Source organism: Embleya sp. NPDC005575 (genome assembly GCF_040605455.1).
Classification (GTDB): domain Bacteria; phylum Actinomycetota; class Actinomycetes; order Streptomycetales; family Streptomycetaceae; genus Embleya.
The window spans coordinates 1-25,963 of the sequence record NZ_JBEXCV010000016.1; the positions used below are offsets into that span (position 1 = coordinate 1).

The 25,963-nt window shown below is 67.8% G+C and carries 32 protein-coding genes and 4 pseudogenes; 25 read left to right on the forward strand and 11 right to left on the reverse strand.

Features of this window, described 5'->3' with window-relative positions; translation table 11 throughout:
* Window positions 1-197: 197 nt before the first annotated feature.
* Window positions 198-536, reverse strand: coding sequence for a hypothetical protein (locus tag ABZS54_RS07905; protein ID WP_355532405.1), 339 nt, complete (start codon window positions 534-536; stop codon window positions 198-200).
* Between the two features lie 175 nt (window positions 537-711).
* Between ABZS54_RS07905 and ABZS54_RS07910 the strand changes: the two are divergent.
* From ABZS54_RS07910 to ABZS54_RS07975, 14 genes and pseudogenes are all read left to right on the forward strand, one after another.
* Window positions 712-915, forward strand: a pseudogene (locus tag ABZS54_RS07910) (VOC family protein); the annotation flags it as partial.
* Between the two features lie 38 nt (window positions 916-953).
* The gene (locus ABZS54_RS07915) at window positions 954-1,310 is read left to right on the forward strand and encodes an aldo/keto reductase (RefSeq protein WP_355532227.1); all 357 of its coding nucleotides are present in this window, start codon (window positions 954-956) and stop codon (window positions 1,308-1,310) included.
* Between the two features lie 322 nt (window positions 1,311-1,632).
* Window positions 1,633-1,839 carry a hypothetical protein gene (locus ABZS54_RS07920; protein ID WP_355532229.1) on the forward strand — a complete coding sequence of 69 codons (207 nt, stop codon included), beginning with the start codon at window positions 1,633-1,635 and terminating at the stop codon, window positions 1,837-1,839.
* Window positions 1,840-2,651: 812 nt separating this feature from the next.
* On the forward strand, window positions 2,652-3,443 hold the full coding sequence (locus ABZS54_RS07925) for a histone protein (RefSeq protein ID WP_355532395.1): 792 nt from the start codon (window positions 2,652-2,654) through the stop codon (window positions 3,441-3,443).
* 2 nt (window positions 3,444-3,445) lie between these two features.
* Window positions 3,446-4,696: an SRPBCC family protein gene (locus ABZS54_RS07930; RefSeq protein WP_355532231.1), complete on the forward strand. Its 1,251-nt coding sequence runs from the start codon at window positions 3,446-3,448 to the stop codon at window positions 4,694-4,696.
* Between the two features lie 6 nt (window positions 4,697-4,702).
* Window positions 4,703-5,125, forward strand: coding sequence for a gas vesicle structural protein GvpA (locus ABZS54_RS07935; protein WP_355532233.1), 423 nt, complete (start codon window positions 4,703-4,705; stop codon window positions 5,123-5,125).
* Entirely contained in the window at window positions 5,125-5,946 is an 822-nt protein-coding gene (locus ABZS54_RS07940; RefSeq protein ID WP_355532235.1) for a GvpL/GvpF family gas vesicle protein, read from the forward strand. The genes ABZS54_RS07935 and ABZS54_RS07940 overlap by 1 nt, the downstream gene beginning before the upstream one ends.
* A complete protein-coding gene (locus tag ABZS54_RS07945; protein WP_355532237.1) occupies window positions 5,931-6,197 on the forward strand; it encodes a gas vesicle protein GvpG in 267 nt (88 codons plus the stop codon). The genes ABZS54_RS07940 and ABZS54_RS07945 overlap by 16 nt, the downstream gene beginning before the upstream one ends.
* A gap of 3 nt (window positions 6,198-6,200) precedes the next feature.
* Complete coding sequence (gene gvpO, locus ABZS54_RS07950; protein ID WP_355532239.1) at window positions 6,201-6,824, forward strand: gas vesicle protein GvpO; 624 nt, start codon at window positions 6,201-6,203, stop codon at window positions 6,822-6,824.
* Window positions 6,825-6,894: 70 nt separating this feature from the next.
* Window positions 6,895-7,284 (forward strand): gas vesicle protein, encoded by a 390-nt coding sequence (locus tag ABZS54_RS07955; RefSeq protein ID WP_355532241.1) that lies wholly within the window; start codon window positions 6,895-6,897, stop codon window positions 7,282-7,284.
* Window positions 7,281-8,102 (forward strand): GvpL/GvpF family gas vesicle protein, encoded by an 822-nt coding sequence (locus ABZS54_RS07960; RefSeq protein ID WP_355532243.1) that lies wholly within the window; start codon window positions 7,281-7,283, stop codon window positions 8,100-8,102. The genes ABZS54_RS07955 and ABZS54_RS07960 overlap by 4 nt, the downstream gene beginning before the upstream one ends.
* Window positions 8,099-8,332, forward strand: coding sequence for a gas vesicle protein (locus ABZS54_RS07965; RefSeq protein ID WP_355532245.1), 234 nt, complete (start codon window positions 8,099-8,101; stop codon window positions 8,330-8,332). Before ABZS54_RS07960 ends, ABZS54_RS07965 begins: the two co-directional genes overlap by 4 nt.
* 113 nt (window positions 8,333-8,445) lie before the next feature.
* The gene (locus ABZS54_RS07970) at window positions 8,446-8,760 is read left to right on the forward strand and encodes a gas vesicle protein K (protein ID WP_355532247.1); all 315 of its coding nucleotides are present in this window, start codon (window positions 8,446-8,448) and stop codon (window positions 8,758-8,760) included.
* 409 nt (window positions 8,761-9,169) lie between these two features.
* Complete coding sequence (locus tag ABZS54_RS07975) at window positions 9,170-10,003, forward strand: class II glutamine amidotransferase (protein ID WP_355532249.1); 834 nt, start codon at window positions 9,170-9,172, stop codon at window positions 10,001-10,003.
* Between the two features lie 188 nt (window positions 10,004-10,191).
* Here ABZS54_RS07975 and ABZS54_RS07980 read toward each other — a convergent pair whose 3' ends face one another.
* A complete protein-coding gene (locus ABZS54_RS07980) occupies window positions 10,192-10,497 on the reverse strand; it encodes a hypothetical protein (protein WP_355532251.1) in 306 nt (101 codons plus the stop codon).
* A 164-nt stretch (window positions 10,498-10,661) separates the two neighbouring features.
* On the opposite strand from ABZS54_RS07980, the gene ABZS54_RS07985 reads away from it, so the two are divergent.
* Complete coding sequence (locus ABZS54_RS07985; RefSeq protein ID WP_355532253.1) at window positions 10,662-11,837, forward strand: acyltransferase; 1,176 nt, start codon at window positions 10,662-10,664, stop codon at window positions 11,835-11,837.
* A gap of 144 nt (window positions 11,838-11,981) precedes the next feature.
* Here ABZS54_RS07985 and ABZS54_RS07990 read toward each other — a convergent pair whose 3' ends face one another.
* Window positions 11,982-12,905: an anti-sigma factor RsbA family regulatory protein gene (locus ABZS54_RS07990; protein ID WP_355532255.1), complete on the reverse strand. Its 924-nt coding sequence runs from the start codon at window positions 12,903-12,905 to the stop codon at window positions 11,982-11,984.
* Complete coding sequence (locus tag ABZS54_RS07995; RefSeq protein ID WP_355532257.1) at window positions 12,902-13,243, reverse strand: STAS domain-containing protein; 342 nt, start codon at window positions 13,241-13,243, stop codon at window positions 12,902-12,904. The genes ABZS54_RS07990 and ABZS54_RS07995 overlap by 4 nt, the downstream gene beginning before the upstream one ends.
* A 182-nt stretch (window positions 13,244-13,425) precedes the next feature.
* On the opposite strand from ABZS54_RS07995, the gene ABZS54_RS08000 reads away from it, so the two are divergent.
* The gene (locus ABZS54_RS08000) at window positions 13,426-13,554 is read left to right on the forward strand and encodes an LPFR motif small protein (RefSeq protein WP_355532259.1); all 129 of its coding nucleotides are present in this window, start codon (window positions 13,426-13,428) and stop codon (window positions 13,552-13,554) included.
* Window positions 13,555-13,698: 144 nt separating this feature from the next.
* Here ABZS54_RS08000 and ABZS54_RS08005 read toward each other — a convergent pair whose 3' ends face one another.
* Window positions 13,699-14,979: an alpha/beta hydrolase gene (locus ABZS54_RS08005; RefSeq protein ID WP_355532261.1), complete on the reverse strand. Its 1,281-nt coding sequence runs from the start codon at window positions 14,977-14,979 to the stop codon at window positions 13,699-13,701.
* 27 nt (window positions 14,980-15,006) lie between these two features.
* Between ABZS54_RS08005 and ABZS54_RS08010 the strand changes: the two are divergent.
* The 4 genes and pseudogenes from ABZS54_RS08010 to ABZS54_RS08025 form a co-directional block, all read left to right on the forward strand.
* A pseudogene (locus tag ABZS54_RS08010) lies at window positions 15,007-15,234 on the forward strand (IS5/IS1182 family transposase); the annotation flags it as partial.
* Between the two features lie 131 nt (window positions 15,235-15,365).
* Entirely contained in the window at window positions 15,366-15,986 is a 621-nt protein-coding gene (locus ABZS54_RS08015; RefSeq protein ID WP_355532263.1) for an L-threonylcarbamoyladenylate synthase, read from the forward strand.
* A 281-nt stretch (window positions 15,987-16,267) separates the two neighbouring features.
* Window positions 16,268-17,230, forward strand: coding sequence for a tyrosine-type recombinase/integrase (locus tag ABZS54_RS08020; protein ID WP_355532265.1), 963 nt, complete (start codon window positions 16,268-16,270; stop codon window positions 17,228-17,230).
* A complete protein-coding gene (locus ABZS54_RS08025; RefSeq protein ID WP_355532267.1) occupies window positions 17,227-17,556 on the forward strand; it encodes a helix-turn-helix transcriptional regulator in 330 nt (109 codons plus the stop codon). The genes ABZS54_RS08020 and ABZS54_RS08025 overlap by 4 nt, the downstream gene beginning before the upstream one ends.
* Window positions 17,557-18,084: 528 nt before the next feature.
* On the opposite strand, the gene ABZS54_RS08030 is transcribed toward ABZS54_RS08025, so the two are convergent.
* Window positions 18,085-18,423 (reverse strand): hypothetical protein, encoded by a 339-nt coding sequence (locus ABZS54_RS08030; RefSeq protein WP_355532269.1) that lies wholly within the window; start codon window positions 18,421-18,423, stop codon window positions 18,085-18,087.
* Between ABZS54_RS08030 and ABZS54_RS08035 the strand changes: the two genes are divergently transcribed.
* Entirely contained in the window at window positions 18,422-18,826 is a 405-nt protein-coding gene (locus tag ABZS54_RS08035) for a hypothetical protein (RefSeq protein WP_355532271.1), read from the forward strand. The genes ABZS54_RS08030 and ABZS54_RS08035 overlap by 2 nt on opposite strands.
* 516 nt (window positions 18,827-19,342) lie before the next feature.
* Window positions 19,343-20,068 (forward strand): HEAT repeat domain-containing protein, encoded by a 726-nt coding sequence (locus ABZS54_RS08040; RefSeq protein ID WP_355532272.1) that lies wholly within the window; start codon window positions 19,343-19,345, stop codon window positions 20,066-20,068.
* Between the two features lie 121 nt (window positions 20,069-20,189).
* On the opposite strand, the gene ABZS54_RS08045 is transcribed toward ABZS54_RS08040, so the two are convergent.
* From ABZS54_RS08045 to ABZS54_RS08055, 3 genes are all read right to left on the reverse strand, one after another.
* Window positions 20,190-20,948, reverse strand: a complete 759-nt coding sequence (locus ABZS54_RS08045) for a helix-turn-helix domain-containing protein (RefSeq protein ID WP_355532273.1) — start codon at window positions 20,946-20,948, stop codon at window positions 20,190-20,192.
* Window positions 20,949-20,986: 38 nt separating this feature from the next.
* Window positions 20,987-21,856, reverse strand: a complete 870-nt coding sequence (locus ABZS54_RS08050; RefSeq protein ID WP_355532274.1) for a PhzF family phenazine biosynthesis isomerase — start codon at window positions 21,854-21,856, stop codon at window positions 20,987-20,989.
* A gap of 110 nt (window positions 21,857-21,966) precedes the next feature.
* Window positions 21,967-22,278, reverse strand: a complete 312-nt coding sequence (locus ABZS54_RS08055) for an EthD family reductase (protein WP_355532276.1) — start codon at window positions 22,276-22,278, stop codon at window positions 21,967-21,969.
* A gap of 628 nt (window positions 22,279-22,906) precedes the next feature.
* Between ABZS54_RS08055 and ABZS54_RS08060 the strand changes: the two are divergent.
* Window positions 22,907-23,212, forward strand: a pseudogene (locus ABZS54_RS08060) (DUF4158 domain-containing protein); the annotation flags it as partial.
* 120 nt (window positions 23,213-23,332) lie between these two features.
* Here the strand turns inward: ABZS54_RS08060 and ABZS54_RS08065 are convergent.
* Window positions 23,333-24,235 (reverse strand): LysR family transcriptional regulator, encoded by a 903-nt coding sequence (locus ABZS54_RS08065; RefSeq protein WP_355532278.1) that lies wholly within the window; start codon window positions 24,233-24,235, stop codon window positions 23,333-23,335.
* A gap of 188 nt (window positions 24,236-24,423) precedes the next feature.
* Here ABZS54_RS08065 and ABZS54_RS08070 point away from each other — a divergent pair, with 188 nt between their 5' ends.
* Together ABZS54_RS08070 and ABZS54_RS08075 are read left to right on the forward strand one after the other, a co-directional pair.
* The gene (locus ABZS54_RS08070; RefSeq protein WP_355532280.1) at window positions 24,424-24,717 is read left to right on the forward strand and encodes a DUF1330 domain-containing protein; all 294 of its coding nucleotides are present in this window, start codon (window positions 24,424-24,426) and stop codon (window positions 24,715-24,717) included.
* 80 nt (window positions 24,718-24,797) lie between these two features.
* Window positions 24,798-25,163, forward strand: a pseudogene (locus tag ABZS54_RS08075) (Tn3 family transposase); the annotation flags it as partial.
* A gap of 48 nt (window positions 25,164-25,211) precedes the next feature.
* Here ABZS54_RS08075 and ABZS54_RS08080 read toward each other — a convergent pair.
* Complete coding sequence (locus ABZS54_RS08080) at window positions 25,212-25,907, reverse strand: site-specific integrase (protein ID WP_355532281.1); 696 nt, start codon at window positions 25,905-25,907, stop codon at window positions 25,212-25,214.
* Window positions 25,908-25,963 lie beyond the last annotated feature (56 nt).

Genomic DNA, 25,963 nt, shown 5'->3' on the forward strand with positions numbered 1-25,963 from the left:
CAGCGACCGCGGGGTGCACCCGGACTTCGTGAGCGACACGTTCAGTTCCTTCCACCCGCTCGCCGCGGCCTCGCCGACGATCGCCGCGCTGAACCACACGGAGGCGGCACATGGCGGCGGGCGACCGCCGCTGCCGCCCCCCGGCGTGCACGATCACCGAGGGACAGCCCGGCGAATGGTCCAACTCCGTACAGGACCTAGTCGACCGGTTCGTGTTCCGGGATCGAGCGGGCCATGGTCGCCAGGGCTTCCAGGGCCGCCGAGAGGGCATCCGGGGTCGGGGAGGCCAGTCCCAGCCGGATCGCGTTGTGGGCGGCGGTGGGTGGGACCGCGAACGCGGCGCCGGGTGTGACCGCGATGCCCCGGCACACGGCCGCGGCCACGAACGTGTCCGCCCGCCACGGTTCCGGCAGTTCCCACCAGCACATGTAGGCGCCCGGAGCAGTCCGGAACCGGAAATCCGCGAGTTCGGTCCGAGCCACCTCCTGACGTACGCGCGCGTCTGCGCGCTTTGCCTCCTGGACCGCGTCGGCCACGCGTCGAAAATCGGCATGTCCGCGTCGGTCACCTCGTGGCCCGGCTCGGCTACGCCAGAGTCGGCACCGGATCGCAAAAGCTCGACTGGCAGATCGACGCGCTGAACGCCGCCGGGTGCCGGCGGATCCCAGGGGCACGGGCGGCCACGAGTGCCGCGCTACTCAGGAGGTAATGATGACGGTTCACCGAATGGATCACGTTGGCGTTGTGGTCGAGGATCTCGCGGCCGCTGTCGCGTTCTTCGTCGAAGTGGGCTTGGAACCGGAGGGCGAGGCGACAGTCGAGGGTGACTGGGTGGACCGGCTCGTCGGGCTCGACGGCCTCCGAGCGGACATGGCCGTCGTGCGGACCGCGGACGGCCACGGCCGGGTCGAGCTGGGGTCGAGGCGAGCAGTTCCGCAGAGGTGCGCCGAGCCATGGCGATCACCGAGATCTCATCCGTCCACGCCCCGTACAACGTCACCGATCGGACCTCGGAGGATCTTCTCGGGTTCTGCGAATCCCACCGCCTGGTGTTCGTGCCCGGACGGCCCCTCGGCACGAAGACCGAGAAAAGAGCGGATGATGCCACCGCTGTGGCCGAGCGTCACGGAGCGAGTACCGCCCAGATTGCGCTGGCGTGGCTGCTCACCAGTTCGCCCGTGCTGCTCCCCGTCGTCGATGCTCGCACACCGCAACGCCTGGACGAGTACTGGGACGCGGCCGCGATCGACCTCTCAGCGGTCGACCTGGACGCACTGAACGCACTCCACCGAGCGTATGCGCCGGTCTGACGCATCCCTTTGGGCGACCGGGCCCAAGTCGTCGTCGGCTGTGATCGGCGCGTGCCGCCCGCGCACACCATCGACGCGACGAGGGACGCCACGGCCACTTCCACCGCCGTCGCACCCGCGTCGCGTTCGGCCGGGGGCTCGCCCACAGCAGCCGGCAGCGCGAGCCCGGGCAACACCCGATGGCGCCTTGCACGCGAACTCGCGGTGCAGGAAGCCCGGTTCGGTGGGCATGTCGCCCGAGATCGACAGCCGGGTGAGGTCGGACCGCACGGCACGTGCACGCCGGTCCGAAAAGGCGCAAAATGTAATCAAGAAGGTCATCATGCGCATACTCAAGGGCTTGCTCAACGCAGTGCTCGGGATCGTCACAGCCGTGCTCGGCACGGTGCTGGGGCTTCTCGCAGCCGTGCTGTGGATCGTCGGCGGACTGCTGTGCGTGACGATCATCCTGCTTCCGCTCGGCCTCCCGGTCGTAAGACTCGCCCAACGCCTGTTCGCACTCGCATGGCGGCTGATGCGTCTTCCCTGAGGATCGCCGGCAGCCGGTGCTTTCACCGGACCCCGACCCGGCCGCCGCGCGGCGGTCGGGCCATTCGTGATCACGTGCGCGGAACCGCGAGGCGGGTCGGGTTGCCGCGCTCGATCGTCACCGGTGCGCGGGACGTCCATCCGGCCCGTCAATCGGGTGGGGCCGTAGGGCGAGCTTGGGCGGACTCTCCGTCATGTAGGCGCCGGATTTGAGGCTCCTCGTGCAAGCCCAAGCCGGTCCGGCAAGCCCAAGCCGGTCCGGGCCCGGGCGCCCTTGTCGTAGGACACGTCCTCCGACGGGATGCCGCTGGTGTCGACCACCGGGACCGGGAGGGCACCGAAGCGCGAACGGCACGGGGCCGCCTCACTCGGACAGGTCCGGCCACGGCTCGGCACACGGATGCGGATGACGGGCCGTCCCCCAACGGTTCCTCACCGGCGGTTTTGCCGCTCTTGAACAACGCCGCCGTCATGGCGAAGGCGATACTTCCGTGTCGCCCCCTCTGCGCCCGTGGCGGGAAGACGTGACGGGCCCAGTCCTCTGGCAACTCGGCGCACGATCGGCCCCTTGTGCAACGAAGATCTTCTGGTGCGACGATGGAGTTGCACGCTCGAACGAGCACAGGACAATGCCGAGCCCCAAGGGGTGGCGGGCGGGCGCCGGCGTCGGGAGAGGCGTCGCGTGCGCCGGGGGCATGGGCCGGCGGGAGGGCGGAAGTCCGCCGACGGCCCTGCGGATGGGTAGCGGCGTGGATCGCCGATGGCGGTGGGGCGGAGACCGGTGGTCCGCCGATCGTTCCCGGATTGGAAACGATGATGAACAACGCCAAGCTCGCCGTCGCACTGGGCGCCGGCTACGCGCTCGGCCGCTTCCACAAGGGCAAACTCGCCATGGCTGTCGCCGGCATGGCGGCGGGAAAGCGCCTTGGGGGCGGCCCGGGCAAATTGGTATCGAGCCTGCTGGAATCCAGTCCCCAGTTGGAGCAACTGGTCGGCAGTCTGCGGGGCGAACTGACCGAAGCGGGTAAGAAGGCCGCGCTGGCGGCGGCCGGCAACCGAGTGGAGTCGCTCACCGGCAAGCTGCATCAGCGCGCCGAGTCGTTGCGCGCGGGGCCAAAGAAGGGTCGCGACGAGGACGAGCCCGAAGAGGACGAAGCCGAGGAACCCGAGGAAGCCGAGGAAGCCGAGGAAGCCGAAGAGGACGAAGCCGAGGAGCCCGAGGAACCCGAAGAGGACGAAGAGGACGAAGAGGAGGAGCCGGCGAAGCCACCGGCCCGCAAACGTGGCGCACGGTCCTCGGCGGGCGAGCGCCCGGCGGCCAAGCGTGCACGGCCCGCATCGTCGTCCGCTGACAAACGCACGTCGACGGCCGGTGCGAAACGAGCGACGAGGAAGAAGACGACGGAGGCTCCTTCGAAGACTCGTGGCCGGTCCGCGGCCCCGAAGGAGAGCGCGCGCGGCGAATCGGCGGGGAAGAAGGCCCCTCGTAAGGCCGCTGCCAAGAAGACCACACCGGCCAAGCGCGCGACGAAGACCGCGGCAGCCAAGCCGGCGAAGAAGACCGCGAGCGGGCGTGGCACCGCGACGCGCGGGCGGGGGCGGTGATCATGGCGGACCGGACGAAGAGCGCGACAGCGGGCGGTCTTGGCCGAATCGCACAGGAATTGCCCACCGATCGCTTGGTCTCGGAAGCGCAGAACCTGCTGGGAGCGTTGGGCGAGCGCGCCTTGTCGATGGCCACCGACAAGGTCGGCGAAGCCACCGCACGACTCACCGATCTCGTGGACAACGACGGAAGTGACGGCGCCAAGGCCGGACTCCGCGGCGCGAAAGAGCTGGCCGAGGGCAAGTCGCCGCTCAAGGCAGCGGTCGGCGCGGGGCTGACCGGCGTCAAGGAGAAGGTCAAGGGAACCCTGACCGGCGGGAAGGGCGGCGGTGGCGGAGGCGGCAAGAAGCAGCTCAAGCTGACGAACATCGTCGAGGACGTGGACGTCGGGGTGCCGCTGCGCGTGGCATACGACCAGTGGACGCAGTTCGGTGACTTTCCCGGCTTCATGAAGAAGGTGGAAACCGTCGAGCAGGAGGAAGACGAGAAGCTGAACTGGAAGGCACAGGTCTTCTGGTCCCACCGCAGTTGGCAGGCGACGATCATCGAGCAGGTCCCCGACGAGTTGATCCTGTGGGAGTCCTCCGGCGAGAAGGGGCGTGTGGACGGGGCCGTCACCTTCCACGAGATCACGCCCACCCTGACCAAGATCCTCGTCGTGCTCCAGTACCACCCCCAGGGATTGTTCGAACGGACCGGAAACCTGTGGCGCGCCCAGGGCCGGCGAGTGCGCCTCGAACTGAAGCATTTCCGGCGTCACGTCATGACACAGACCATCCTTCAGCCCGACGAGGTCGAGGGGTGGCGCGGCGAGATTCGAGACGGCGAAGTCGTCAAGAGCCACGAGGATGCCCTCGACGAAGAGGAACGCGAACGCGACGAGGGCGGCGACGAGGACGAGGGCGGTGGCGACGAGGAGTGGGACGAAGAGGGCTCGCAGGAACCCGAGGACGCATACGACGAGTATGAGGACGAGGAGCCCGAAGAGGCCGAGAACGAAGAGGCCGACGAAGACGAAGAGGCCATGGACGAAGAGGCCGACGAAGACGAAGAGAACGAAGAAGAGCCTTACGAAGACGAAGACGAAGACGTAGACGAAGAGGCCGAGGACTACGAGGACGAGTACGACACCGACTCGGAGGACGAAGAGGACGAAGGGGACGAGGATGAGGAGGACGAGGAGGACGGCGAGTATGAGGACGAGACGCCGAAGAGGCACTCCCGCAGGCGCGCGCCGGCACGGGCTCGGTGACGTCCCATGACCATGGCAAGCAGGCAGGGGCATTACCTCGATCGCCCGTCGTCGAGCGGTCTGGTCGACGTGATCGACCTGATCCTCGACAAGGGCTTGGTCATCGACATCTATGTGCGCGTGTCGCTGGTCGGTATCGAGTTGCTCACCATCGACGCCAGGATCGTGATCGCCAGCGTCGACACATACCTGCGCTTCGCAGAAGCTGTGAACCGGCTCGACCTCAGCCAAAAGGAACCCCAGGGGCTACCGGACCTGATGCACGGCCTCACGGAGGGCGGCGCGAAACACAAGACACGCGGCGCGTTGGAAGGGGCGAAGGAAACCCTGAGTGAGGCTTTCGACAGCGGGGAGGAGGACGAGCCCGAAGCGGAGCCGGAGGAGCGCCCTCGACGACGCCGCTCGTCCAGGCATAAGGAGGAGGGGTGATGACGACCTTCCCGGACCCCGCGTTCCCGTCGCCGGATTCGTCGTTCGAGGGCGCCGGTTTCGCGTGCTACGTGTACGGACTCGTGCCCGCGGACACCGCGTTGCCTTCGGACGCCGCGGGTGTGGGCCACCCGGCGGCTCCGATCACCTTGGTGGTGCACGATGCCGTCGCGGCCGTGGTCAGCGAGGTATCCGTGGAACAGCCGCTGGGAACGCCGGAAGATCTTCGGGCGCATGCGAGAGTCCTGGACGGCCTGGCCGCTTCGACGACGGTGCTCCCCTTCCGGTTCGGAACCGTCGTACAGGATGTGCGCTCGGTGGTCGAGGAACTACTCGTCGGACACGACAAGGAGTTCTCGGCCGGGCTCGCGGAACTCGAAGGGAAAGCGCAGTTCACTCTCCGGGCTCGGTACGAGGAGGACGCCATCCTTCGTGAACTCTTGGAGGAGCGTCCGGACATCGTCCGTCTTCGCGAGGAACTGGCGGGCTTGTCCGAGGAAGTGGCCTACCACCGGCGGATTCGGCTCGGTGAACTCGTCGCCGACGGCCTCGCGGGCAAACGCGAAGCCGACGGCGCGCTGATCCTGGAACGGTTGGCGCCGATGGTCGAGGCCGTGGGTCCCGTCGAGGCGGGTGCCGGTGACATGGTGGCGGACGCGTCCTTCCTGGTCGCCCTCGATCGGCAGCAGGATTTCGAGAAGGCGGCCGATCATCTGGCGCGTGACCTGCACGGTCGGGTGCGCCTACGCCTGCTGGGGCCGCTGGCACCGTACGACTTCGTGGCCGAAGTGATGGACAACCTCGAATGGGGGCGATCGTAATGGGTCTGATCACCGGATTGCTCTCCCTTCCCCTCGCGCCCGTGCACGGCGTGGTGTGGCTCGCCGAACAGGTCTATGACGAGGCGTACGACGAATGGGCCAGTCCTCAGGCGATCCGTCGCGGCCTCGAAGAGGTCGACCACGACCGTTCCGAGGGTTTGATCACGGACGAAGAGGCCGACGCCCTGGAGAAGGAACTCGTGGGCCGGCTGTTGGAGTCGCGGCGCTCGATCGGCGGCTTGGAGGTGTGAGCCGTGCGCAGCGCGGACCGCGAACCCGGCGACGCGGAGTCCGAGCGTCGCCGACCGACGCGTGACAAGGGCGCACCGGAGCGGGCGGCCTCCAGGAAGCGGGTCGCTCGTTCGAAGGACGAAGCCGCGCCGGCCCCACGGCGTTCGGTCGCTCGACGAAGCCCGGTCGAGGAGGAGCGGGAACCGCCCGGACGTCGCCTCAAAAAGCGGCGCGCTCTCAGTGAGCGCGACACACGGGTCGAGGATGACGATCACGCCGCGCGGGCCGACGATCAAGACGAGCCGCGCCCCCGGCGCGCGTCATCTCGCACGCCGCGTGAGGGGCAGGAGGGTGACAAGCGGAAAAGCCGTCGCACGCCGGAGCACGCGCCCATCAAACCCCTGCAAGCCGCTGCGGCGGCGGCCAGTCAACTCCGGGCCCTCACCGGCCGCGAGCCCGAGGGAATCGTCTCGGCGGAGCGGGTCGACACCGGTTGGCGGATCGGCATCGAGGTCTTGGAGACGCGGCGAATCCCCGACTCGACCGACATCCTGGCGCTCTACCAGGTCGAAGTCGACGACGAAGGCGAGATGACGTCCTACCGCCGCGAGAGGCGCTACTACCGCGGCCGAGCGGAGGAGTCGTGAGATGACCGAAGGCCCGATGGAGCGCGGTGTCTTCCCTGAGCGGCGGCCGGTTTCGCGCGCGAGGGAATCCATGCGCGGTGAACCGGCGAACCTCGCAGACATCCTTGAACGAGTCCTGGACAAGGGAATAGTGATCGCCGGTGACATCCGCGTCAACCTCCTGGACATCGAACTCTTGACGATCAAGATCCGGCTCATCGTCGCCTCCGTCGATCGAGCCCGGGAAATGGGCATCGACTGGTGGGAACACGACCCCACCCTGTCCTCGGGAAAGCGTGATCTCCTCTCGGAGAACGAGCGGCTCCGCAAGCGCCTGGGCGATCTCGAGGCCGAACGCGTCGAGTCCGGTCGCGACGCCGCCTCCGCGTCCCGGGAAATCGCCTCCGAGGCGAACGAGTCCGGCGAACGCGGCGGTTCGGCCTCACCCGGAACCTCTCGCGGAACGAGGCGGCGATCATGAACAACGATTCCGTCGACTGGGTGTACGCCATCCTTCCCGGCTCGACCGCTGCTGTTTCCGCCGACGTGGTGGGAGTCGCCGGAGAACCTCCGCACGTGGTCCGAGCGGGGAGCCTGGCGGCCATCGTGGGTTCCGTCCCCGCCGGAGAATTCTCCGAGGACATCCTGCAGGAGCGTCTGGGCGACCTTTCCTGGCTGGAGTCGTCGGTTCGAGCGCACCACCGTGTCGTCGAGGCCGCGGCACACACCGGCACGGTGCTCCCGCTGCGCTTCGCCACGATCTACCGAGACGACGAACGCGTGCGGGAGATGCTCGGCCGGCGCGAGACCGCCTTCACCACGGCGCTGTCCCGGTTGTCTGATCGGGCGGAATGGGGTGTCAAGGCCTACGCGGACCCCGAGGTGCTCGCTGCCGCGCCCGACGAGCGATCCCCGGAGGCGGACACGGCCGCGCCGGACGAGCGATCCCCGGAACCGGACAGTCCCGGCACCACCTACCTTTTGCACAAACGCGCCCGGCAAAGACAGCGCGAGAACGCGGGCGACCGGGCGGCCGCCTACGCTGAGCGGATCCACGCCACCCTCGCCGCGTACGCCGCGCACGCCGTGCTGCACCCGCCGCAGGACGCCGGGCTCGCCCGGTACCAGGGTTGGATGGTACTCAACGCCTCCTACCTGACGGACGACGCCCGGGCGGGGGAATTCGCCTCCACCGTGGCGAACTTGGACGGACGTTTCCCCGGTATTCGCCTCGAACTCAGCGGTCCGTGGCCGGCCTACTCGTTCGTCGCCGATTCGCCGGAGGATCCGGAACCGTGATCAGCCAATCCGCACCTGCTCGACGACCGCCCCTGGACGGTCGCCAGATCGCCTTGGTCGACCTCTTGGACCGCGTGCTGGCGGGGGGCGTCGTCGTCAGTGGCGAAATCACGCTGTGCATCGCCGACGTCGACCTCGTCCGTATCTCGCTGCGCGCACTGGTCGCCTCCGTCAGCACGGTGGCCCAGGGAGCGGGCCAGGGAGAGGGTGAGTCGGGGGGACGACCGTGACCACGGCCCGACGCCATCGGATCGCCCGGCAGGCATCCACCGAACCGCGTTCTTCGCGGACACGTCTGCACGGCATGTCAACGAACCGGGATGGGCGAACCCCTCGCCGTGGCTTGGCCGGCCGGCTTCCCGACGCCTCGCTCTCCCCCGCCTTCGGTCGCCGCATCGCAGCCGACCCCGAGACGGTGGAACGGGGCCTGGTGAGCCTGGTGTTGACCATCGTCGAACTCCTGCGTCAACTCATGGAGAAGCAAGCCCTGCGACGCATCGATCAAGGAGGGTTGACCGACGATCAGATCGAGCGGATGGGTCTCACACTGATGGCTCTCGAGGAGCGCATGGCGGAACTGCGCGAGTACTTCGACCTCTCTCCCGAAGACCTGAACATCGACCTCGGCCCCTTGGGACCGCTCCTTCCTCGGGACTGAGCGCGGGAGGAGCCGGACGACGAACGATCCAGCCGCACGAACGCGCCGCGGCTGTCGACGCCGGATCGCGGCTGCGTGGATCCGTCCGCTCGTCGAAGACGCGCACCCGACCCATCGCAGTGCCGGCAACCGGTGCGGCCCTGCTCATCCACATCGGAATACGCCCGCCCGGGTGCAGTAGCAGGCGGGGATGCCTAGGGTCGAAGGAGGGGACGTGGAATCCGGGCCGCGGTGCGGACGTCCACGACCTCGATGCGAAGTGTCCCGTCACCGCATCGCCGTGGTTGCGGAGGTTCTCGATCGCCGAGGCAGGGACGAGCTTCGAAGGACGAGCTTCGAAGACCGAACCCGCACGACGCGCTCGTGAGCGTCCGGGCGCGGCGCAGGCTCGAAGAGGAGGCGGTAGCCGATGTGCCGTTGGCTTGCCTACGTGGGAACACCCATCCTGCTCGACACCATCCTCTACAAACCGGAGCACTCGCTGATCGACCAGAGCCTGCACTCGCGGATGGGCGTGGAGACGACCAACGGCGACGGGTTCGGCGTCGGTTGGTACGCACCCGACATCGACGCCCCGGCGCTCGTCCGGGACACCGGTCCGGCATGGAGCAACCGCAATCTCCGGGAGATCGCCGGCCACGTCCGCTCTCCACTGATCTTCGCTCACATCAGGGCGTCGACCGGCACGGCGGTGCAGCAGAGCAACTGCCACCCGTTCCGTCACGGACGTTGGATGTGGATGCACAACGGCGCCGTCAGCGACTTCCACCGCATCAAGCGAGAACTGGCCCTGGCCGTCGACCCCGACTTCTTCCCCGACATCGAGGGATCGACGGACTCCGAGCTCATGTTCTTCCTGGCACTGACCCTGGGCCTGGAGCAGGACCCGCCGGGCGCCGTCGCGCGGATGGCCGGCCTGGTGGAAAGCACCGGCCACCGGTACGGGGTGGAGTTCCCGCTTCAGATGACCGTCGCGCTGACCGACGGACAACGACTGTGGGCATTCCGTTACTCCAGCCAGACCGCCTCACGCTCGCTCTTCTACAGCACCCGGGTGGAGACGCTGCGAGCGCTCCACCCCGACGTGGCATTCCTGCGCGAGGTATCCGACGACACCCGCCTCATCGTGTCGGAGCCTCCCGGCAATCTTCCCGGCGCCTGGAACAAGGTCCCCGAGAGCAGCTACGGCGTCGTGCAGCCCGGAGCGAACGAATTGCTCCCCTTCACCCCGCTGGCCGCGTAGCGTCCACTCCTCGCGCCGCAACGGGAGTGGCCGGCCCGCTCACACGATTTTGGTGTGCCGGGTGAGTGGGGCGAGGTAAGTCGACGCTCGTGACGAGGACCCCGGTGCCATGGCACCGGGGTCCGGGGTTTCGGGTTGTCTCACCATCCACCGGCCATGAAGCCCGGTGACGCTTTTTCTTTCACCTTTCAGACGAACTGCGTAACCAAAGGCTGAGCGATGCCATGTCTTCGCCGGATTGCGCTCGTTGCACACGTCATGGGGCAGAGGAAGGGTGCGCCGTGGTTGGTGACGGATGATCCGTGGAAGCGGATCGAGCCGTTGGCGAAGCCCTCCTCGAACCGCCTCGGCACGCTCGTGATCGCCTCATCCGCCTGTCGTTTCACGGCCGGCGCTCCGGCCGCCGTGCTGGTGGCGCCCGCCTTCTCCGGCACCGCCGACAAGGCCTTCACGACGTACGGAACGCACACCGCCCCGGCGGTGTTCACCCGCACGTCCGGCAACCCACGACGTGGTCCCGCAGACGGTCGAGGACGCCGCATCGGCGTTCACACCCAGACGACGAGATGGGCAACACCCTACGATGACGCAGTTTCCCTACGAGTTCCTTCCGTCGCGTCAAGCGATCTCCCCACAGTCTCCGTCGACGGAACCATCGATGCGAGCAGAGGCGCACGCACCGATCGAGGAGCCACGGCACGAACGCGTTGCCCACAGGCAACAGCGTCGGCTCTACGAGCTGGACGTCCTGCGTTTCCTCGCGGCGTTCGCCGTTGTGCTCTACCACTACACCGGTTCGCCTCCGAAAGCGGACACGTCCGGCTTCCGCGAGTTCCATGAGATGACCCGATTCACCCGCTACGCGTATCTGGGGGTCAACCTCTTCTTCATCATCAGCGGTTTCGTCATCCTGATGTCGATCTGGAATCGCAGGCTCGGCGACTTCGCCGTCTCCCGGGTCGTGCGCCTGATGCCCGCCTACTGGTTCAGTATCGTCCTCGCCGGCGTGGCCATCGTGGTGACCGGACATGCCACCGCCGCCGGCGTGCGACTGTGGGACCTCGTCCCGAATCTGACGATGCTTCAGGGCGGAATCGCCGTCCCGCACGCCGACGGCGCGTATTGGACGCTCTGGTGGGAGCTGCGCTTCTACATGCTCGTCGCACTGCTCATCCCGTTGGGAGTGACCTACCGCAACTGCATTCTGTTCATGGCCGCCTGGACCTTCCTCGGCATCGTCGCGAAGGCCTCGGACACCACGTGGCTGGACGTCATGTTCATGCCGTATCGCAGCATGTACTTCATCGCGGGGATGGCCTTCTTCCTCATCCACCGATTCGGCTCGGACCTGCTGCTGTGGTTGTTCGTGCTGCTCTCCTGGGCGCTGGCCGTCGACCAGACGCGCGTCAGCGCGGGGGACTGGGCCCAGTGGCAGGGCAGTTGGGACGTCCCGATCACGACCGCATGCGTCACCGTGTTCTTCATCGTGATGGCGCTCGTCGCCACCGGCAGACTCGGTTGGTTGGGATCGCCCAAAATCGTGATCCTCGGCGCCCTCACCTACCCGCTGTATCTGCTGCACGGCTCCGTAGCGCACCTGCTCCTGATGAACGGCCTGATCGACCGCATCGAACCGTGGGCCGCACTCGGTACGACGGTCGCCGTCGCCGTCGCACTCTCCTACCTCGTCCACCGTTTCGTCGAGGAACCGGGCGGGGCCGCACTCCACCGCGAGCTGAAGAAGTCTCTCGCCCGCGTCCGGACGACCGCGACGTCCACGCCCTCCAGGCCCATCCCCCGTTCCCCGGCACAGCCCAAGTCCCCGACACCGTAGGCCGCACGCTCAGGATGTCGCCCGGGAGCCTTTCGGAAGCACCGGCCGGGAGTGCGAGCGGGTGCACGGACGACAACCAAGCACACCTTGCGCACCGCGCGTTCGCACGCACCATCGAAGTCTCCGGGCGCGAAGCCCGGGTGACTACGAAGCCACGTTGACACGCAGCCGGACCACCGTTCCCGTTTCGGTCGATCGGATCTGGACCAGGTCGCAGATCTGGTTGGCGATCCACAACCCGCGTCCGCCGTCCTGGTCCGGCGTAGGCCGATGGCGCCCGGCAAGCGGGTCGACCACGCGGCCCGTGTCCCGGATCTCGCAGACAAGGTACGAATCCTGCCGCCACAGGGTGATCGTGCCCGCGCCGCCGCCGTGCGCCACGCTGTTGCCGGCGATCTCACTGACCGCCAGCAGAGCATGGTTGGTCTGCGCACGGCCCACATCCGACAAGACCCGACGCACCAGCGCCCGCACGCCGGCGAGTTCGCCCGAGCGGAAGGCCAGTTCTTCGGCTTGGTCGGGTGCGGGTGGCAGGGTGGGGCCGAGCAGGGTGGCCGCGAAGTGCTCGGGCTGCGGGTGTGGGTGGTCGATGCGAGCCGCACCGTGCAAGACCTGTGGGTGGGAGTGGCGGACCGCGTCGATGGTGCCCGCGTCGAGCGCGGTGGTGTCGTAGGGGCACAGGAGTTGCCAGGGCACGCCGTCGAAGGCGAGGTTGAGCAGGGTCTCGTGATGACGGCACTCGACGAGTTCGGCGTTGTCGCGGCCGGCCCAGATCGGCTCGCCGATACCGCGGAAGACGCGCGGGCCCTGCTCCTGGGTCCATTGCACCCAGGCGGGAATGATGCGGGCCGGATTGCGACCGACCCGTTCCATGTCGATCCAGGTGACGTGAGCGGCGTCGGCGGCGAGTTCCTCACGCAGGGCGCCCGCGCGAGGTTGGATCACCGCGACGGCCACGGCCTCGTCGGCGACCAGACCCTCGCGGACGAAGCCCGCGGTGTGCTCGACGAAGTCGTCCAAGCCCGCGTAGAGGAGGGCATCGTGGCGGAACATCGTGGCCGTGTTCATCCGGTCGTCACCCTCTCCACTGCAAGGCCGGGCACCCGGTCCCATCCTGCCATTTCCACCAGGTCGCACAGGTCCTCGGAGGCTCGACGCAGGATCAGGCGTCGTCCCTGTTCCATGCCGCGAGCGGTCTCCACGAGGGTCCGCATGCCGGCGATGTCGATGAAACCCAGCGACGACACGTCGACCAGCAGGTCCCCCGGCTCGGCGCCGCACTGCGAGTCCAACGCGGAGCGCAGGTGCCCGCAGTTGTCGAGATCGACCTCACCGGTCAGGCGGATCCCGGGCGGAGGCGAAATCCGTTCGACGCGGAGCACACCGTCGTCATAGTCAACGCTCATCTCTGTGTCCTTCGTTCGTCGGACGCACCTGCCGAAAATATCGGATCGCGCGGGCTGCGGGTGCGCCCGGGCCGCAACGGGCGGGCCGGTTTTCTCGACCCCCCATCGGGCACACGCACCATACGGGGCAGTGCACGGCGGCCACCGAGTGTGCGCCGGCAGACAGGTCGGAGGTACCGCCGATGTTGAAGGCAATAGCCGATGTCTTCCGTGCCGTGGGCAGCGCCATCGCGACCGTGGTCACTCTCCCCTTCCGGGCTGTCGCCCGACTCTTCGGCGGGGCATCTGACAGCGCGCACGGCCGCCACTGACCCGCTCGTATCCCTTCGGCCGCCGGGCGGACCGGCCGCGGCAGGCCCGGATCCGGGCGCGAACTCGGCCCGGTGGCGACCGACACCGGCCCTGACGAAACCCGCGTAGGCAGGCGGGCCGCGCCTGGCCCGCCTGCCCGAGTCTCAGCTCCAGTGCGGGACGGCGTCGGAGATGGTGGCGCGCCGGTCCTCAGGCCCGGCCTGGCAGGTCACGTCGCGGGTGGGCAGGCGGCCGGTGACCAGGTAGTCGGTGGTGGCCTGATCCGCGCACCGATTGCCGGTGTACGTGTACACGCCATGACCTTCGCCCTCGTCGACGGTGATCATCCGGGAGCCCTTCAGGGCCCGATGCATGGCTTGCGCCGTGACGAGCGGGGTTTGCGGGTCCCATTCGTTTTGCACGATGAGCGTGGGTACCCGGTTGTCCACGACGTTGGCCGGCTCGCGGGGAGTGTTCCAGAACGCGCAGGGCGTGATACCCGACGCGTAGTCGCCGTAGATCGGGTAGCGGATCGCGTCGAGTGCGGAGTCGACGCGGTAGCGCCAGGGGTCGTGCGGCCAGGTGGCATCGCCGCAGACCACGGACCACAGCGCGGCGATGGCGTCCGAGCGACCCGCGGGCGGTTTGGGCAGCTCGGGGGTCGGTTCACCGGCGGCACCGCGCTTGAGGATCGCGACCCACTTCGCGCCGTCGGCGACCGTGAAGAACCGGGGTCGCATCTCGTCCCGGATCTGCGCGCCGTCCAGGGGGGTGGTGCCGATGACGATGGGATCGCGGTCGGCGCGGTACACGAGGTTCCAGAACGTCTCGGCAACCTCCTTGGGGGTCTCGCCAAGGTGATAGGTGGCCGAGCGCTCGGCGGTCCACTTCGCCCACCGCTGGAACGCCGGCTCCGCCTCCGGGCCCCAGACCTGGATCATCCCGCGCCACATGCGCTTGGGGTCGACCGCGCTGTCCAGCACGAACCGGTCGGTGCGGGTGGGGAACATCTGCGTGTAGACGGCGCCGAGGGCGGTGCCGTACGACACACCCGGATAGGAGATCTTGTGCTCGCCCAGGACCGTGCGCACGACGTCCATGTCCCGGGCGGTGTTGCGGGTGGTGATGTACGGGATCAGATCGCCCGAGTGCGCGCGGCACTTGTCGGCCACTGTCCGGGCCCAGACGACGTTGGCGTCGAAGGTACGGTCGGGCCGGAACGCACGCTGCTCCTCGGGGGTGAGGTCGCAGGCCACTGGGGTGCTGCGGCCGACGCCGCGCGGGTCGAAGCCGATGAGGTCGTAGCGGTCCTTCACGTCCTGCGGCAACTGGGCTTCCATTTGCCACGGCAGGTCGAGTCCGGGACCGCCCGGACCGCCGGGGTTGAGCAGCAGGACACCGTGCCGCCGGGCGGGATTCGCCGCCTTGATCCGGGAGATCGCCACACCCTCACGATCTCCGTCCGGCCCATCACTTCGGTCGTCATCGACGCCGACACGCGCCTCGTCGTGGTGGTCGGCCGCCCCCTGCCGGGCAACCGCAACGACTGCAAGGCGTGGGAGGAGTCCGGCGCGAAGGCCGCCGTCGGCACAACCATGACCATCGCCGACGGCGGCTACCCGGGCACCGGGCTCGTGATGCCCCGCCGGCGCCGCAAGGGCGAGGAGCTGCCAGGCTGGAAGCAGGTCCACAACAAGTCTCGGCACAGGTCGCCTCGGTGATCGGCGTCTCGACGTCGTGGCGTGCGCCGAGGCGAGGATCGCCTCCCTCGATCAGACCCGGGGTGACATCCGTTGGCCGGGAGCGGGGTTCGTCCCCATAGGGTCGGCGGATGGCGAAGTATTTCGATGTGCACCCCGAGAACCCCCAACAGCGCACCATTGGCAGTGTGGTCGACCTGATCCGCTCCGGATCGCTCGTCGCGTACCCGACGGATTCCTGTTTCGCGCTGGGATGCCGATTGGGCAACCGTGACGGCATCAGCCGGATCCGGACGATCCGCAACCTCGACGACCGGCACCACTTCACCCTGGTGTGCGAGAGTTTCGCTCAATTGGGCCGGTTCGTGTACCTGGACAACGACGTGTTCCGTGCCATCAAGGCATCGACGCCCGGGCCCTACACCTTCATCCTCCGCGCGACGTCCGAGGTGCCGAAGCAACTGTTGCACCCGAAGAAGAAGACGGTCGGCGTCCGGATTCCCGATCACGTCGTCACCCGGGCCCTGCTCGCCGAACTCGGTGAGCCGATCCTGTCCAGTACGCTGCTCCTGCCCGGCGAGGACGAGCCGCTGACACAGGGCTGGGAGATCAAGGAACGGCTCGACCACGTGGTGGATGCCGTGGTGGACTCGGGCGACTGCGGCACCCGGCCGACCACGGTCATCGACTTCTCCGGCGACGAGGCCGAGATCGTACGCCGAGGAGCGGGCGACACCGCGCGATTCGAGTAGCGGCCTGGGTTGGGGCGAAGACGCCGGCGCCCGGGTCGAGCCGCCGACCCGGGCCCGAGCGACGCCTGCCGTGCCCCGGTGCGACCGGCGCCCACCACGTGTGCTCCCGCACCCAGTCCACCGGCCCGAGTTCCCCTGATCCCCGCTGAGTCTTTGTCCCCGTGGCCTGGGGGTTCTTCCTCCTTCGTGTGCTCTGTGGCCTTGTGACGTAACTTCGGGATTCTTGAAGCGTTCTCACCTCGTCCGACCGATCCGCAGTTGGGCCGAAGGCGAGGCTCGGGTTGTCTGCACTGGCAGTCGTACGGGACCTGCGCGAGCACTGGACGCCCGCGTCGGATGAGGAGCTGGAGCGGTTCGAGACCGATGTACTGTCCGGGTTCGTCCTCGCGCGGGCCTCGGCAGGGCTGGCGGACGGCACCATCCGCGGGGACGTCGGGCACCTGGACCAGATCAGGACCTGGTTCGGCCAGCCGCTGTGGGACATGGAACCGGCCGACGCCGACGCGTACTTCGGGAAGGTGCTGCGGGGTTCACGGAGCGGCACCCGGCCGGCCCGGTCGCAGGCGCTGACCACGTACTTCATGTTCCTGGAGTTGCGGCACAAGGTCGAGCTGCACCGGATGACCGGCCGCGTCGTCGAGTGCCCGATCGACGAGATGAACCGGCCGCGTGGGGCCAAGGACGCCCAGTTGCGGATCCCGCCGAGCGAGCCGGAGGTCGGGACGCTGTTCACCGGCTGGGGTGGCGAGCTGGCCACCTGCCGCAAGTTCGCCCCTACCGCCCGGAACTACACCGCCTCGAAGCTGCTGTCTCAGGTCGGTCTGCGGGTGAGCGAGGCATGCGGGCTCGACCTGGACGACATCAAGTGGGACCTGGGCCGCTTCGGCAAGCTCCACGTCCGCCACGGCAAGGGCACCCGCGGCTCGGGGCCGCGTGAGCGGAAGAACGCCGACGGCTCCTCGCGCCGGGTGGGAAACGACGCCCTGCGAAGTGGACTCAAGGACGCGGCCAAAGCACACCTGCCCGGGTGGGGCGAGAAGCTGACGCCGCATGTCCTGCGCCATTTCTGCGCGTCCCAACGCTACGGAAACGGGCTCGACTTGCTCGCGATCCAAGAGGTTTTGGGGCATTCCTGGATCGCTACGACCATGCGGTATATCCACGTGCAGCAGACCCGGGTCGAGGATGCCTGGGTCGCCGGGATGGAACGGGCCGCGAAGCGGCTGGAAGGACTGATCCGATGAGGTGGAACCTGCGGCTGACCGCCGCGAACAAGGGAATCTGGAAAGCGTCCGAGCTCCAGCGAAGCCTGGCCGAGCACGGGCTGGTGATCTCGGCCGGGAAGATGTCCGGACTGTGGTCCGGCCAGCCGGTCTCCCTCAAGCTCGACGATCTCGACGTCATCTGCGTCGTCCTCGGCTGCGAGATCGGCGACCTGATGATCCCCGAGCCTGAGAGGGTGACCCGCCCGGGACAGCAGGAGACTGGGCAGGCGGCGGTCGGGGGAGGGGGCGCCGGGCCATCGGTGATCCCCAAACGCCGTGACGGCCGGTCGCTGCCCCCGGTATGAGCCGGTATCCGAAGGGTTATCGCAAGCCCACCGACTCCTGCGACGACGGCTCTGCCCGACCTGCTATACGTTCCGCCACAGCCACGCGACGGCCGCCTGCGTCGGCTGCCGTCGCGTCCTGCCAGTGAGATGGGACTACTGCCGTCTGTGCTGGTGCCAGGCTCGGCTCCACGTCACGACCGCCGTCGGCCAGTTGCGCTTTGGGGCAGACGTAAGGGCCCGGCTTGACGCCGTCCGTCACCACCAGCTGTTCCTCATGGGCCTGCACTACCGCAGAGGATCGGCGCCAAACACTCCGCGACGTGGTGGCCCGCGGGGAGCTCTTCCCAAACCGCCGCCCGCGCCGGCCTGGCGGCCGAGTGCCGACTGGAACGGCGGCCCCCGCAACCTCCCACGGCAACCAGGCACGGTCTGGCTCTATCTCAACCGGGTCCGCCCGGCCCTGCTGGAGTGGTCGAACCGCTACGACCACCTACGGGAAGTGACCCGCGACGACGTCCTCGCCTATCTCAAGACCTTGCACGGCCGTCACTGCTGCTGGACTGGTTGGACCACCGACGTAAGCGGTGGCCGAACACGGCGAACCGCCATCTGTTGATCAACAACCAGACCGCCACCAGGACCAACGGTGCCAGCAACCACTGGATCAGCGCCGCCATGCGCGGGCAGGCCGCGACTTTGGAGAGACTCCGCGTCGACCGGCAGCTCGAAGAGGCTATGATCCAGGGCCCTGACCCGCTCCACCTCGCCGAAGTCTTCGGGCTTGATGAGAAAATAGCGATGCGTTACGCGGACTCCGCACGAGCCCTGCTGGAGCAGGCCGCTGAACAAGAGCCGGCAGTGACCTTCTGCGATTCTGCTTGCCATGTCCGCACGAAATCGAAGACTGCCCCGCCACCGTGCGTGGCCTCTGACCACCACCGACATTAACGAGTGTCTCGGCTCCTACATGAGCCGCGTCACGGACCTGCGGTTCCTCAGGGGGCATGACAGCGGGTCCATCGTCCTGGGAACGGCATGGGTCGCTCCCAACCCCCGTAACTACGGCCACGGCATCCACCCGGAGATGGTCGGCTTCCGCATTGACGTCCACCCGGTCGCCGCCACTGAACGTGCTGCCATCCGCGTTGTTCTACGAGCACATGCCCTCCCGCAACTCCACGAATGGATCACGCAGGCGATCGCTGCTGACGAGACCTGGAAGCTGACTCCTCATCAGCACTACTGGCGGCTCACGCACGGCCACCTCACTCACCGCGACGAAGCGTGAACAGAGTCCGGATGTACACGCACACCCCCGCATCAGCGAGGTCGCATGCGCGGGTTCACAACGAACCCGGAGGCAGCACCCGGGAATCAGGACACCCGACCCTCGGGTTCCCGCTGAGAAACCTTCAGTTGCCCTGAACTCACGGGACTCAACGGGTGTGAGTAGTTGCGATACAGGAAATCCCGGTGAGAACGATCATGGTCGGCTAGCACACCGGATGCGGCTGCTGCTGGGGTTCACGGAAAGCCGCCGGTTGCTCGTCGCCGCTGGCTACGGTCCGGCTCGTGCCGGTGGAGTTTCTGACTGATGAGCAGGCCATTATCTGTATCTGTCGCTGCGGTTGGCCAGTTTCAACTGCGGTTTCGTGTGGCTGACAGTGACCAACCACGTGCCGCTCGGTGGTCGCGCGCTGAGAGTCCCAGTGGGCGGGACGGAAGGGCTCGCATCTGTCCCGGGCACGAGGCGTCTGGATTATTGACTGGTCGTGGTGGATGAGACGAGCCAGACTTCGTGGCCATGGACGGCACGGTTACTCAGCGGGTTGGCGAGCTCGATGCGGATTCGAGCGAGGTGGCAGAAGATGCCCAGCATGCGCTGATCGCCATGGGGCCAGAGGTGCTGGACGAGTTGATTGCGGCAGCGCCTCACCTCGGGACCTTCGGGCAGCTCTGCGCCATCGAGGTCTTCACTGCGCTGAAGGATCCGCGGCCGGGAGACGTGCTGATCGGCCTGCTGGAGAGCGAGAACGCCACCGTTCGCCAATGGGCGGCCGAAGCCTTGGCGGACCTGGAGATCCAGCGTGCCGTGCCGGCTCTTCAACGAGCCTATGAAGCCTTCCAGCAGCGAGGCGAGGCCCCCGACGACAGCGAAGGAGTGGCACTTCGCTGGGCACTGACGGATCTCGGAGCCCGCGAGGTCGTGATCCCGCCTCGGGTCGCTGCACTGCGGGCCTCGCTGGGTACCCTGGCTCCGGCATGGCCGACGGCTCACCTTGCTGAAGTCATCGAGGATCTTGCCGCTCACGATCAGGCGGTGCTCTATTTCCAGGTATGGCGGATCAAGCAGGATAACGGGGCCTTCGGGGGCCACGGCCCAGGCATCGATTGGGACATCGACCGCCAGTTGTCCTGGGCTCAGATTGTGGCCGACTGCCGGGATTGGGCACTTCTGGCAGCCGAAGCGACTGACAAGGCTCCCGATCTGGTGGCGACGATTTGTTGGATTGACGCCTCGGATCTGTGATGGCCCCCGGCCCGACCGGGAGGTCGTCAACTTGCTTACCCAGACAGGAAGTTGCGCCGATCATGTTGGCGGCGAAGCCGACGCGCTCAGTCACGCGGAGGCACCGAGGCCTCGACGGAGGTCACGGAGCTGCCCGAGGGCCACGGCGAGTTCGTTGCGGAGCCGCTCGTTCTCCACGTGCAGTTTTCGGTTGGCTTCCCGTAGCGCTCGCACCACCGATTCGTGTGACTTGGTGCTGATCCGCTGGTGATCGGGCAAGGCCGGTCGCCCAGTAGCGGGCTGCTTGTTCGCGAGGTCTCGCAGCCTGGCCGGCAGCGTCGCCTGGGCCGCGTCGTAGAGAAAAGTCCGGGAGACCCTGGCCCGGGCGGCGACGCCAGCGACGGTGACCGCTCCGATCCGTCGACAGCTTGAACGTGTCCGTCAGGTGTGGCTTGAGCTGGAACCGGCGCCAGATCCGGCCGACGGTGGACTTCGACAGGCCGCTGCGGTCCGCCATCGACCTGCGCGACCAATGGGTGGCGTTCCTCGGGATCTCCTCCAACGTGGCGACCACGACGGCCTCGACCCGTTCGACGTCGATGGTGGGCGGCCGGCCCGGCCGGGGTTCGTCCACCAGGCCGTCCAACCGGTCGACGAGGAAACGCCGCCGCCACTTGCGGACCGTGTCCGCGGCGACCCGCAGATCCCGGGCGACCGCGACGATCGGCGGCACCTCCGGCCCCGCACACGCCAACACGATTCGCGAGCGAAGTGCCGACGCCTGAGCCGACGTTGCCCGGCGAGTCCACCGCTCCAACGTCACCCTCTCCTCATCGGAGAGCAGTAACGGCTCCAACTTCGGACCACGACGAGGAACCGACGCACCAACCACAGAAGTCACACAACATCTAACGAGCAACTACCGGCGCAGGACTCGCCTCAGTGTCCGTCGCGGACCACCGCTAACCCGCCGACCCGGGTCGTGATGCCCGCCGGCCCGCGTCGGGCCGAAGCGAGCACGCTGGCCGGTCGACCGAGGCTGTCGCCCTGCTCCACCTCGATAGCGACCGTCTGCGCCCCTGTCGTGTCGAGCAGGTGGGCGGCCAGGCAGCCGGTGCTGTTGGCGTTGGCGACGTCCTCGTCGACACCGATCGCCGGCGCGAACATCCGCGCCGCACCCGGTCGGTCGCCCACTGGCGGTACGTACACGAAACAGCCGAGGAGCCCGTACCGCCGGCACGCCGCTGTCAGCCTGCCGAGGTGTGGGTGGACTCGGAGCAGCGCCGACCGGTCGTGGACCGGTACCAGCATGCGTGGTGCGCCGGGCGCGGCGATCCGTGGCGCGTCGGTCGGATGCGGGTCGTCCGCGGTGAGCCCGAGCGCGGCGACGATCGCGGCGCGCTCGTCCGGTGCAGGGTGACGCAGCGCAACGAGGCCCTGGTCGAACCACACCTCGATGCCGGCGGGGCGGCGGATCGCGACGGTGTCGAACGTGCGCCCGCCGGTGTGTTGGCGGTCGTTCAGCTCGCCCCGCGCGGTGCGGGTCAACCGGACGGCCTGCGCGGCAACGGTGCCGTGGCCGCAGCCGGACAGTTCGGCGGTGGCGGTGAAGAACCGGACCGGCCGGCCACCGTCCGGCGTCCGCCCCGGGCCGAGGAACGCCGCGTGCGAGGTGCCGGCCGCAGCAGCGACCGCACGCCGGTCCGCGTCCGTCGCCGCCGGGTCGTCGTCGGTGACAGCCGTGGGGCTGCCGCCCCGGCCGTCGCGCCGTACGCACGCATCAACCACCGTGACATCCGGCCAGGACATCGGCCCACCTTTGACACTCAACGAACCGGCAACCGCGAACGGCGTTCCGCCGATAGCCGGACCTGGCCGCAACGGCCGACCGAACGCGTCCCGGAGCGTACCGTCCTGCCTCAGCCGGTGCCGTCCTGCACCGGATAGTGGATGATGACCGCACCGCCGGTGGCGTAGTTGGCGACATCGGCGGCCACCCGCCGGCCTTGCGGCGACGCCCGCGCCGCGGCCATGGCGGCGGCGTCAGCGAAGTCGCCTTCGAAGACCGCGAAATACGGCGCTTCTCCCTTGGTCGCCGCCACGTCGAAGCTGTAGCGCCACGCAAGCAGGCCGGGCCAATTCATGACCAGTGGAAGGTGGTTGGTCACGTAGTAGTCGCGGAAGTGGTCAGGGTCGGCGGGCTTGGAATACAGGACCACCAACTTATGCATGACGACCTCCGTCCAGTTCAGGGTCGGCGGGCTGCGTGAGTGCGATGTCCAGGACTGCGGTCAGTGGAATTGTCATATGCGCAGGTTAGGGCTTGATGTGGGGTCGGGGGAAAGACCGGTACGGGATAGACTCAGAACGGATCGTTATCAATCGGCGGGGAGGGTTCAACTCCTGCGCCAGTACCAGGAAGTACCGCAGGCGGATACAGCCTCAGCGCCGGGGCCGAGACGGCACCGGCCATGGTGGACAGGATGATTCGCAGCAGTCCCGAATCCGGTCGGGGATGTGGTCGCGGGTCAGCATCGTGTGCTCGCGCATGTAGTCCAACAGCTGCAGCACGCTGCGGTCGCGCTGGTCTGGCGATGGCCGCCACGGTGAGGGCGCCTTCCTCCCTCGCGGCGCGCAAACGAACGCAATCGAAGCCGTATGGGGCTTCGGACACTGTGGGGGTGCAGCCAAGGTACGGCGGAAACCGGCAATAGGCTGAGCGGTCCTCGGGTTTGCGCTGGTGAGGGCAGGGGTTCCCGGATGTGATCGATCTCAGCCCTCGGCGTACCTGATCTTTTGGTACGTTCCTCGATCCGTATGGGTTGATATTTACGGGTCTGGGGTTGTGGCGTTACGTCGATCGAGCGGACCGCGTATCCGCGGTTCAAGCGGTTCCTGTCGGCCCGGGAGTTGCACGTGTTCTACACGCCCCAGACGGAGGAGATCGCGTGGGCGAGCGGGCAGGTGCGGTCGGACAACCACCTGCCGGCACTGATGGTGCAGCTGAAGTGCTTCAACCGGATGGGCTATTTCCCCCGGCTGGATGACGTCCCGGAGACAGTGGTGGCTCACATCTGCCGAGATCTCGGGCTGGGCGAGGACGTCGCCGCGGTGTACGACTCGGACCGGACCCGGGGCCATCGTCGGATGCTGATCCGCCGGCGTAGCGAGGTCGTGTCGGACATTCAGCAAGACCGCCGTCGTCGTGATTGTCGCGAAGTCCCCAGGGGGCAAGGTCTTCGGCCTCGCCACCGCGGAAGTTCGCCTGGCATGACCTGCTGCCTGTCAGTCCGACAGCCAGTGCAGCTCGTGCGCCAGGGTTTTGGCGACGGCACGGACGCGGCGGTGCAGTGGCGACTGTTCGCGTGGGAGGACCAGGTGGATCGTCAGGCTGGGTGCGCCGTGCAGCGGTCGCCAGGTGATGCCGGGCGGTGGTGCCGTGGCGGCGGCTTCTCCGGCCGGGGCGAGGGTGAGCCCGTCGCGCAGGTCGCGCTGAGACATGTCGAAAGAGACTGCGGGCGTGTGGAATCGGGGGTGTGGTCGGGTGTCTCGGAACAGTGCGGACAGCTGATCGTGGATCACGGGGTTGGCCGCACGGTCGGGGAGTCGCAGCGGATACGCGGCCGCGTCGGCGATCTCGATCTCCGGGTGTTCGGCCAGGGGATGGTGCTGCGCCAGCTGGACCCCGATGCGCTGACGCCGCAGCAGGTACCGGCGCACGCCTCGGCCCGGCTGTTCACCGCGGGTGATCCCGGCATCGATGCGGCCGTCGGCGACCGCGGGGGAGATCTCCGGTGTCGCCATCGGGACCGCGCCGACCTCGAGTCCGGGACTGCCGCGAATCAGTCTGTCCACCAGGGCCGGTGCCGTCTCGGCCCCGGCGCTGAGGCTGTATCCGATGCGGAGCGTGCCCAGTTCACCGGCCCCCGCCCGCCGGGCGGTGTCCCATGCCCGGTCCAGCGCCGCCAGCGCGGGCGGCGCGGACTCCGCCAAAGCCGCACCGGCCGTGGTCAATACGACGCTACGCGTGTTGCGGACCAGCAGGGCCGTACCGAGTTCCGCCTCCAATCGGCGCATCCGGGCGCTGAGTGCGGGCTGTGCGATACCGATTCGGGCGGCCGCGCGAGTGAAGTTCAACTCCTGCGCCAGCACCAGGAAGTACCGCAGGCTCACCGTATCCGGCGCCACGCGCCCTCCCCGCCGATTGATAACGATCCGTTCTGAGTCTATCCCGTACCGGTCTTTCCCCCGACCCCACATCAAGCCCTAACCTGCGCATATGACGATTCCACTGACCGCAGTACCCGTCGCCGGGATCGATCGATCCGAGTATCAATTCGAAGTCGGACGTGTCCGGCCGAACACAGGAGGTTTCCATGGCCAAGGGCTACTGGGTCAGTGTCTACCCCGCCATTTCCGACCCTGAGAGGCTGACTGCCTACGACAAGCTGGCCGGTCCGGCTGTCCGGGCTGGGGGCGGGCGCCTCCTGTCCCGTGGCGGTCGAGTCGTCGCCCACGAGGCCGGAATAACGCAACGCGTCATTCTGATCGAGTTCGACAGCTTTGAACAGGCCGTCGCGGCATACGAGAGCGAGGCATACCAGAAGGCGCTGGTGGCCCTCCCCGACGGCTTCGAACGCGACTTCCGCATCACCGAAGGCATCGACTGACCGGCGGGCCCAGCCATCGCCGAGCATCCGTCACCTGATACGCACACGGTGCTGAACGACGACTCACGAGACGAGTTCGAAGCGAGACGATCGACTGCGACCTGATCCGCCAGCAGTACGACCAGATCGTGAAGTACACCACCCCCCGCGCCTGGGCACCGCGGAGCGTGAAGTACACCACCCCCCCGCGCCTGGGCACCGCGGAGGCCGAGCAGGTCCTGCGGCGTTTCACCCGGGGCGGGCCCAAGCACCCTACCTACCGCGCGATCGAGGAACTCGGGGGGGGCGGTACGTACGGCGTTCACCTGCGACTACCTCGCCGACGCCGAGTGGAGAACTGGAACAGCGCCAACCACGACCTGTTCTACGGCAAGGACGGCGACCTGACCGGCTCCGACAAGGAGTCCCAGGAGGTCTCCATGCTCGCCCTGCACCTGCTCCAGTCGGCGTTGGTGCACGTCTTCTCTGAACTTCCGAGCGGGCCCTTCTGGGTTTCATCCGATGGTGTTCCGGCTGGCCGTGATGGTGTGGCCGACGATGTCGCGGAAGGCTGGCATCCCGAGATTGACGCTGGTTGCGCGGCGGTTTCGCTCGGTGAGGTCGCCCAGTTTCTGTTCGGCGCCGGCGAGGCTGACCTTGAGTCCTTCGGCTTCGCCAAGCCAGTTCTCTCGTTCTGCCTCGGCGATGCGGTCGCGCAGGTTGTCGCGGATCTCGACGATTCGACGGCGTTGGGCGGGGTCGACCCGGAGGAGGCTGCATCGGAGGCAGCTGTGCTCGTGAACGCAGTCGGTTCCGTAGGCTCGTCCGCAATCGCCCAGGGCGACGCGCCGGCGTTCGAAGTGACCCAGGAACTCCTGCCATTCCTCGTCGGTGGGGGTGCGGTATTCCTCGCTGGGGCGGGTCTGGCGTCGGCGTGAGATGAAAGCTCGGTGTCCGTTGATGACCTCTTCGGGATAGACCGTCTTGTATCCCATCGTGGTGTTGATATCCCGGTGTCCGACGACGAGTTGGGCAATGTGAGGCGACATGCCATTCATGATCGCGTCCGTGATGAACAGCCTGCGAAAGTCGTGTGGCGTGAACTCCAGCGGCAGGCCCGCAGCGTCGGTGAGACCGGTGTGGGTGAGCCCTTCGTCGAGCAGATCCCGGATGCCGGAGACGGGGATCGGCCATCGACGGCGTACGTACACGCTGACCCCGGTCCTCACAAACGGTCCTTTGCGCGGGCATGATCAAGAACGGGTCG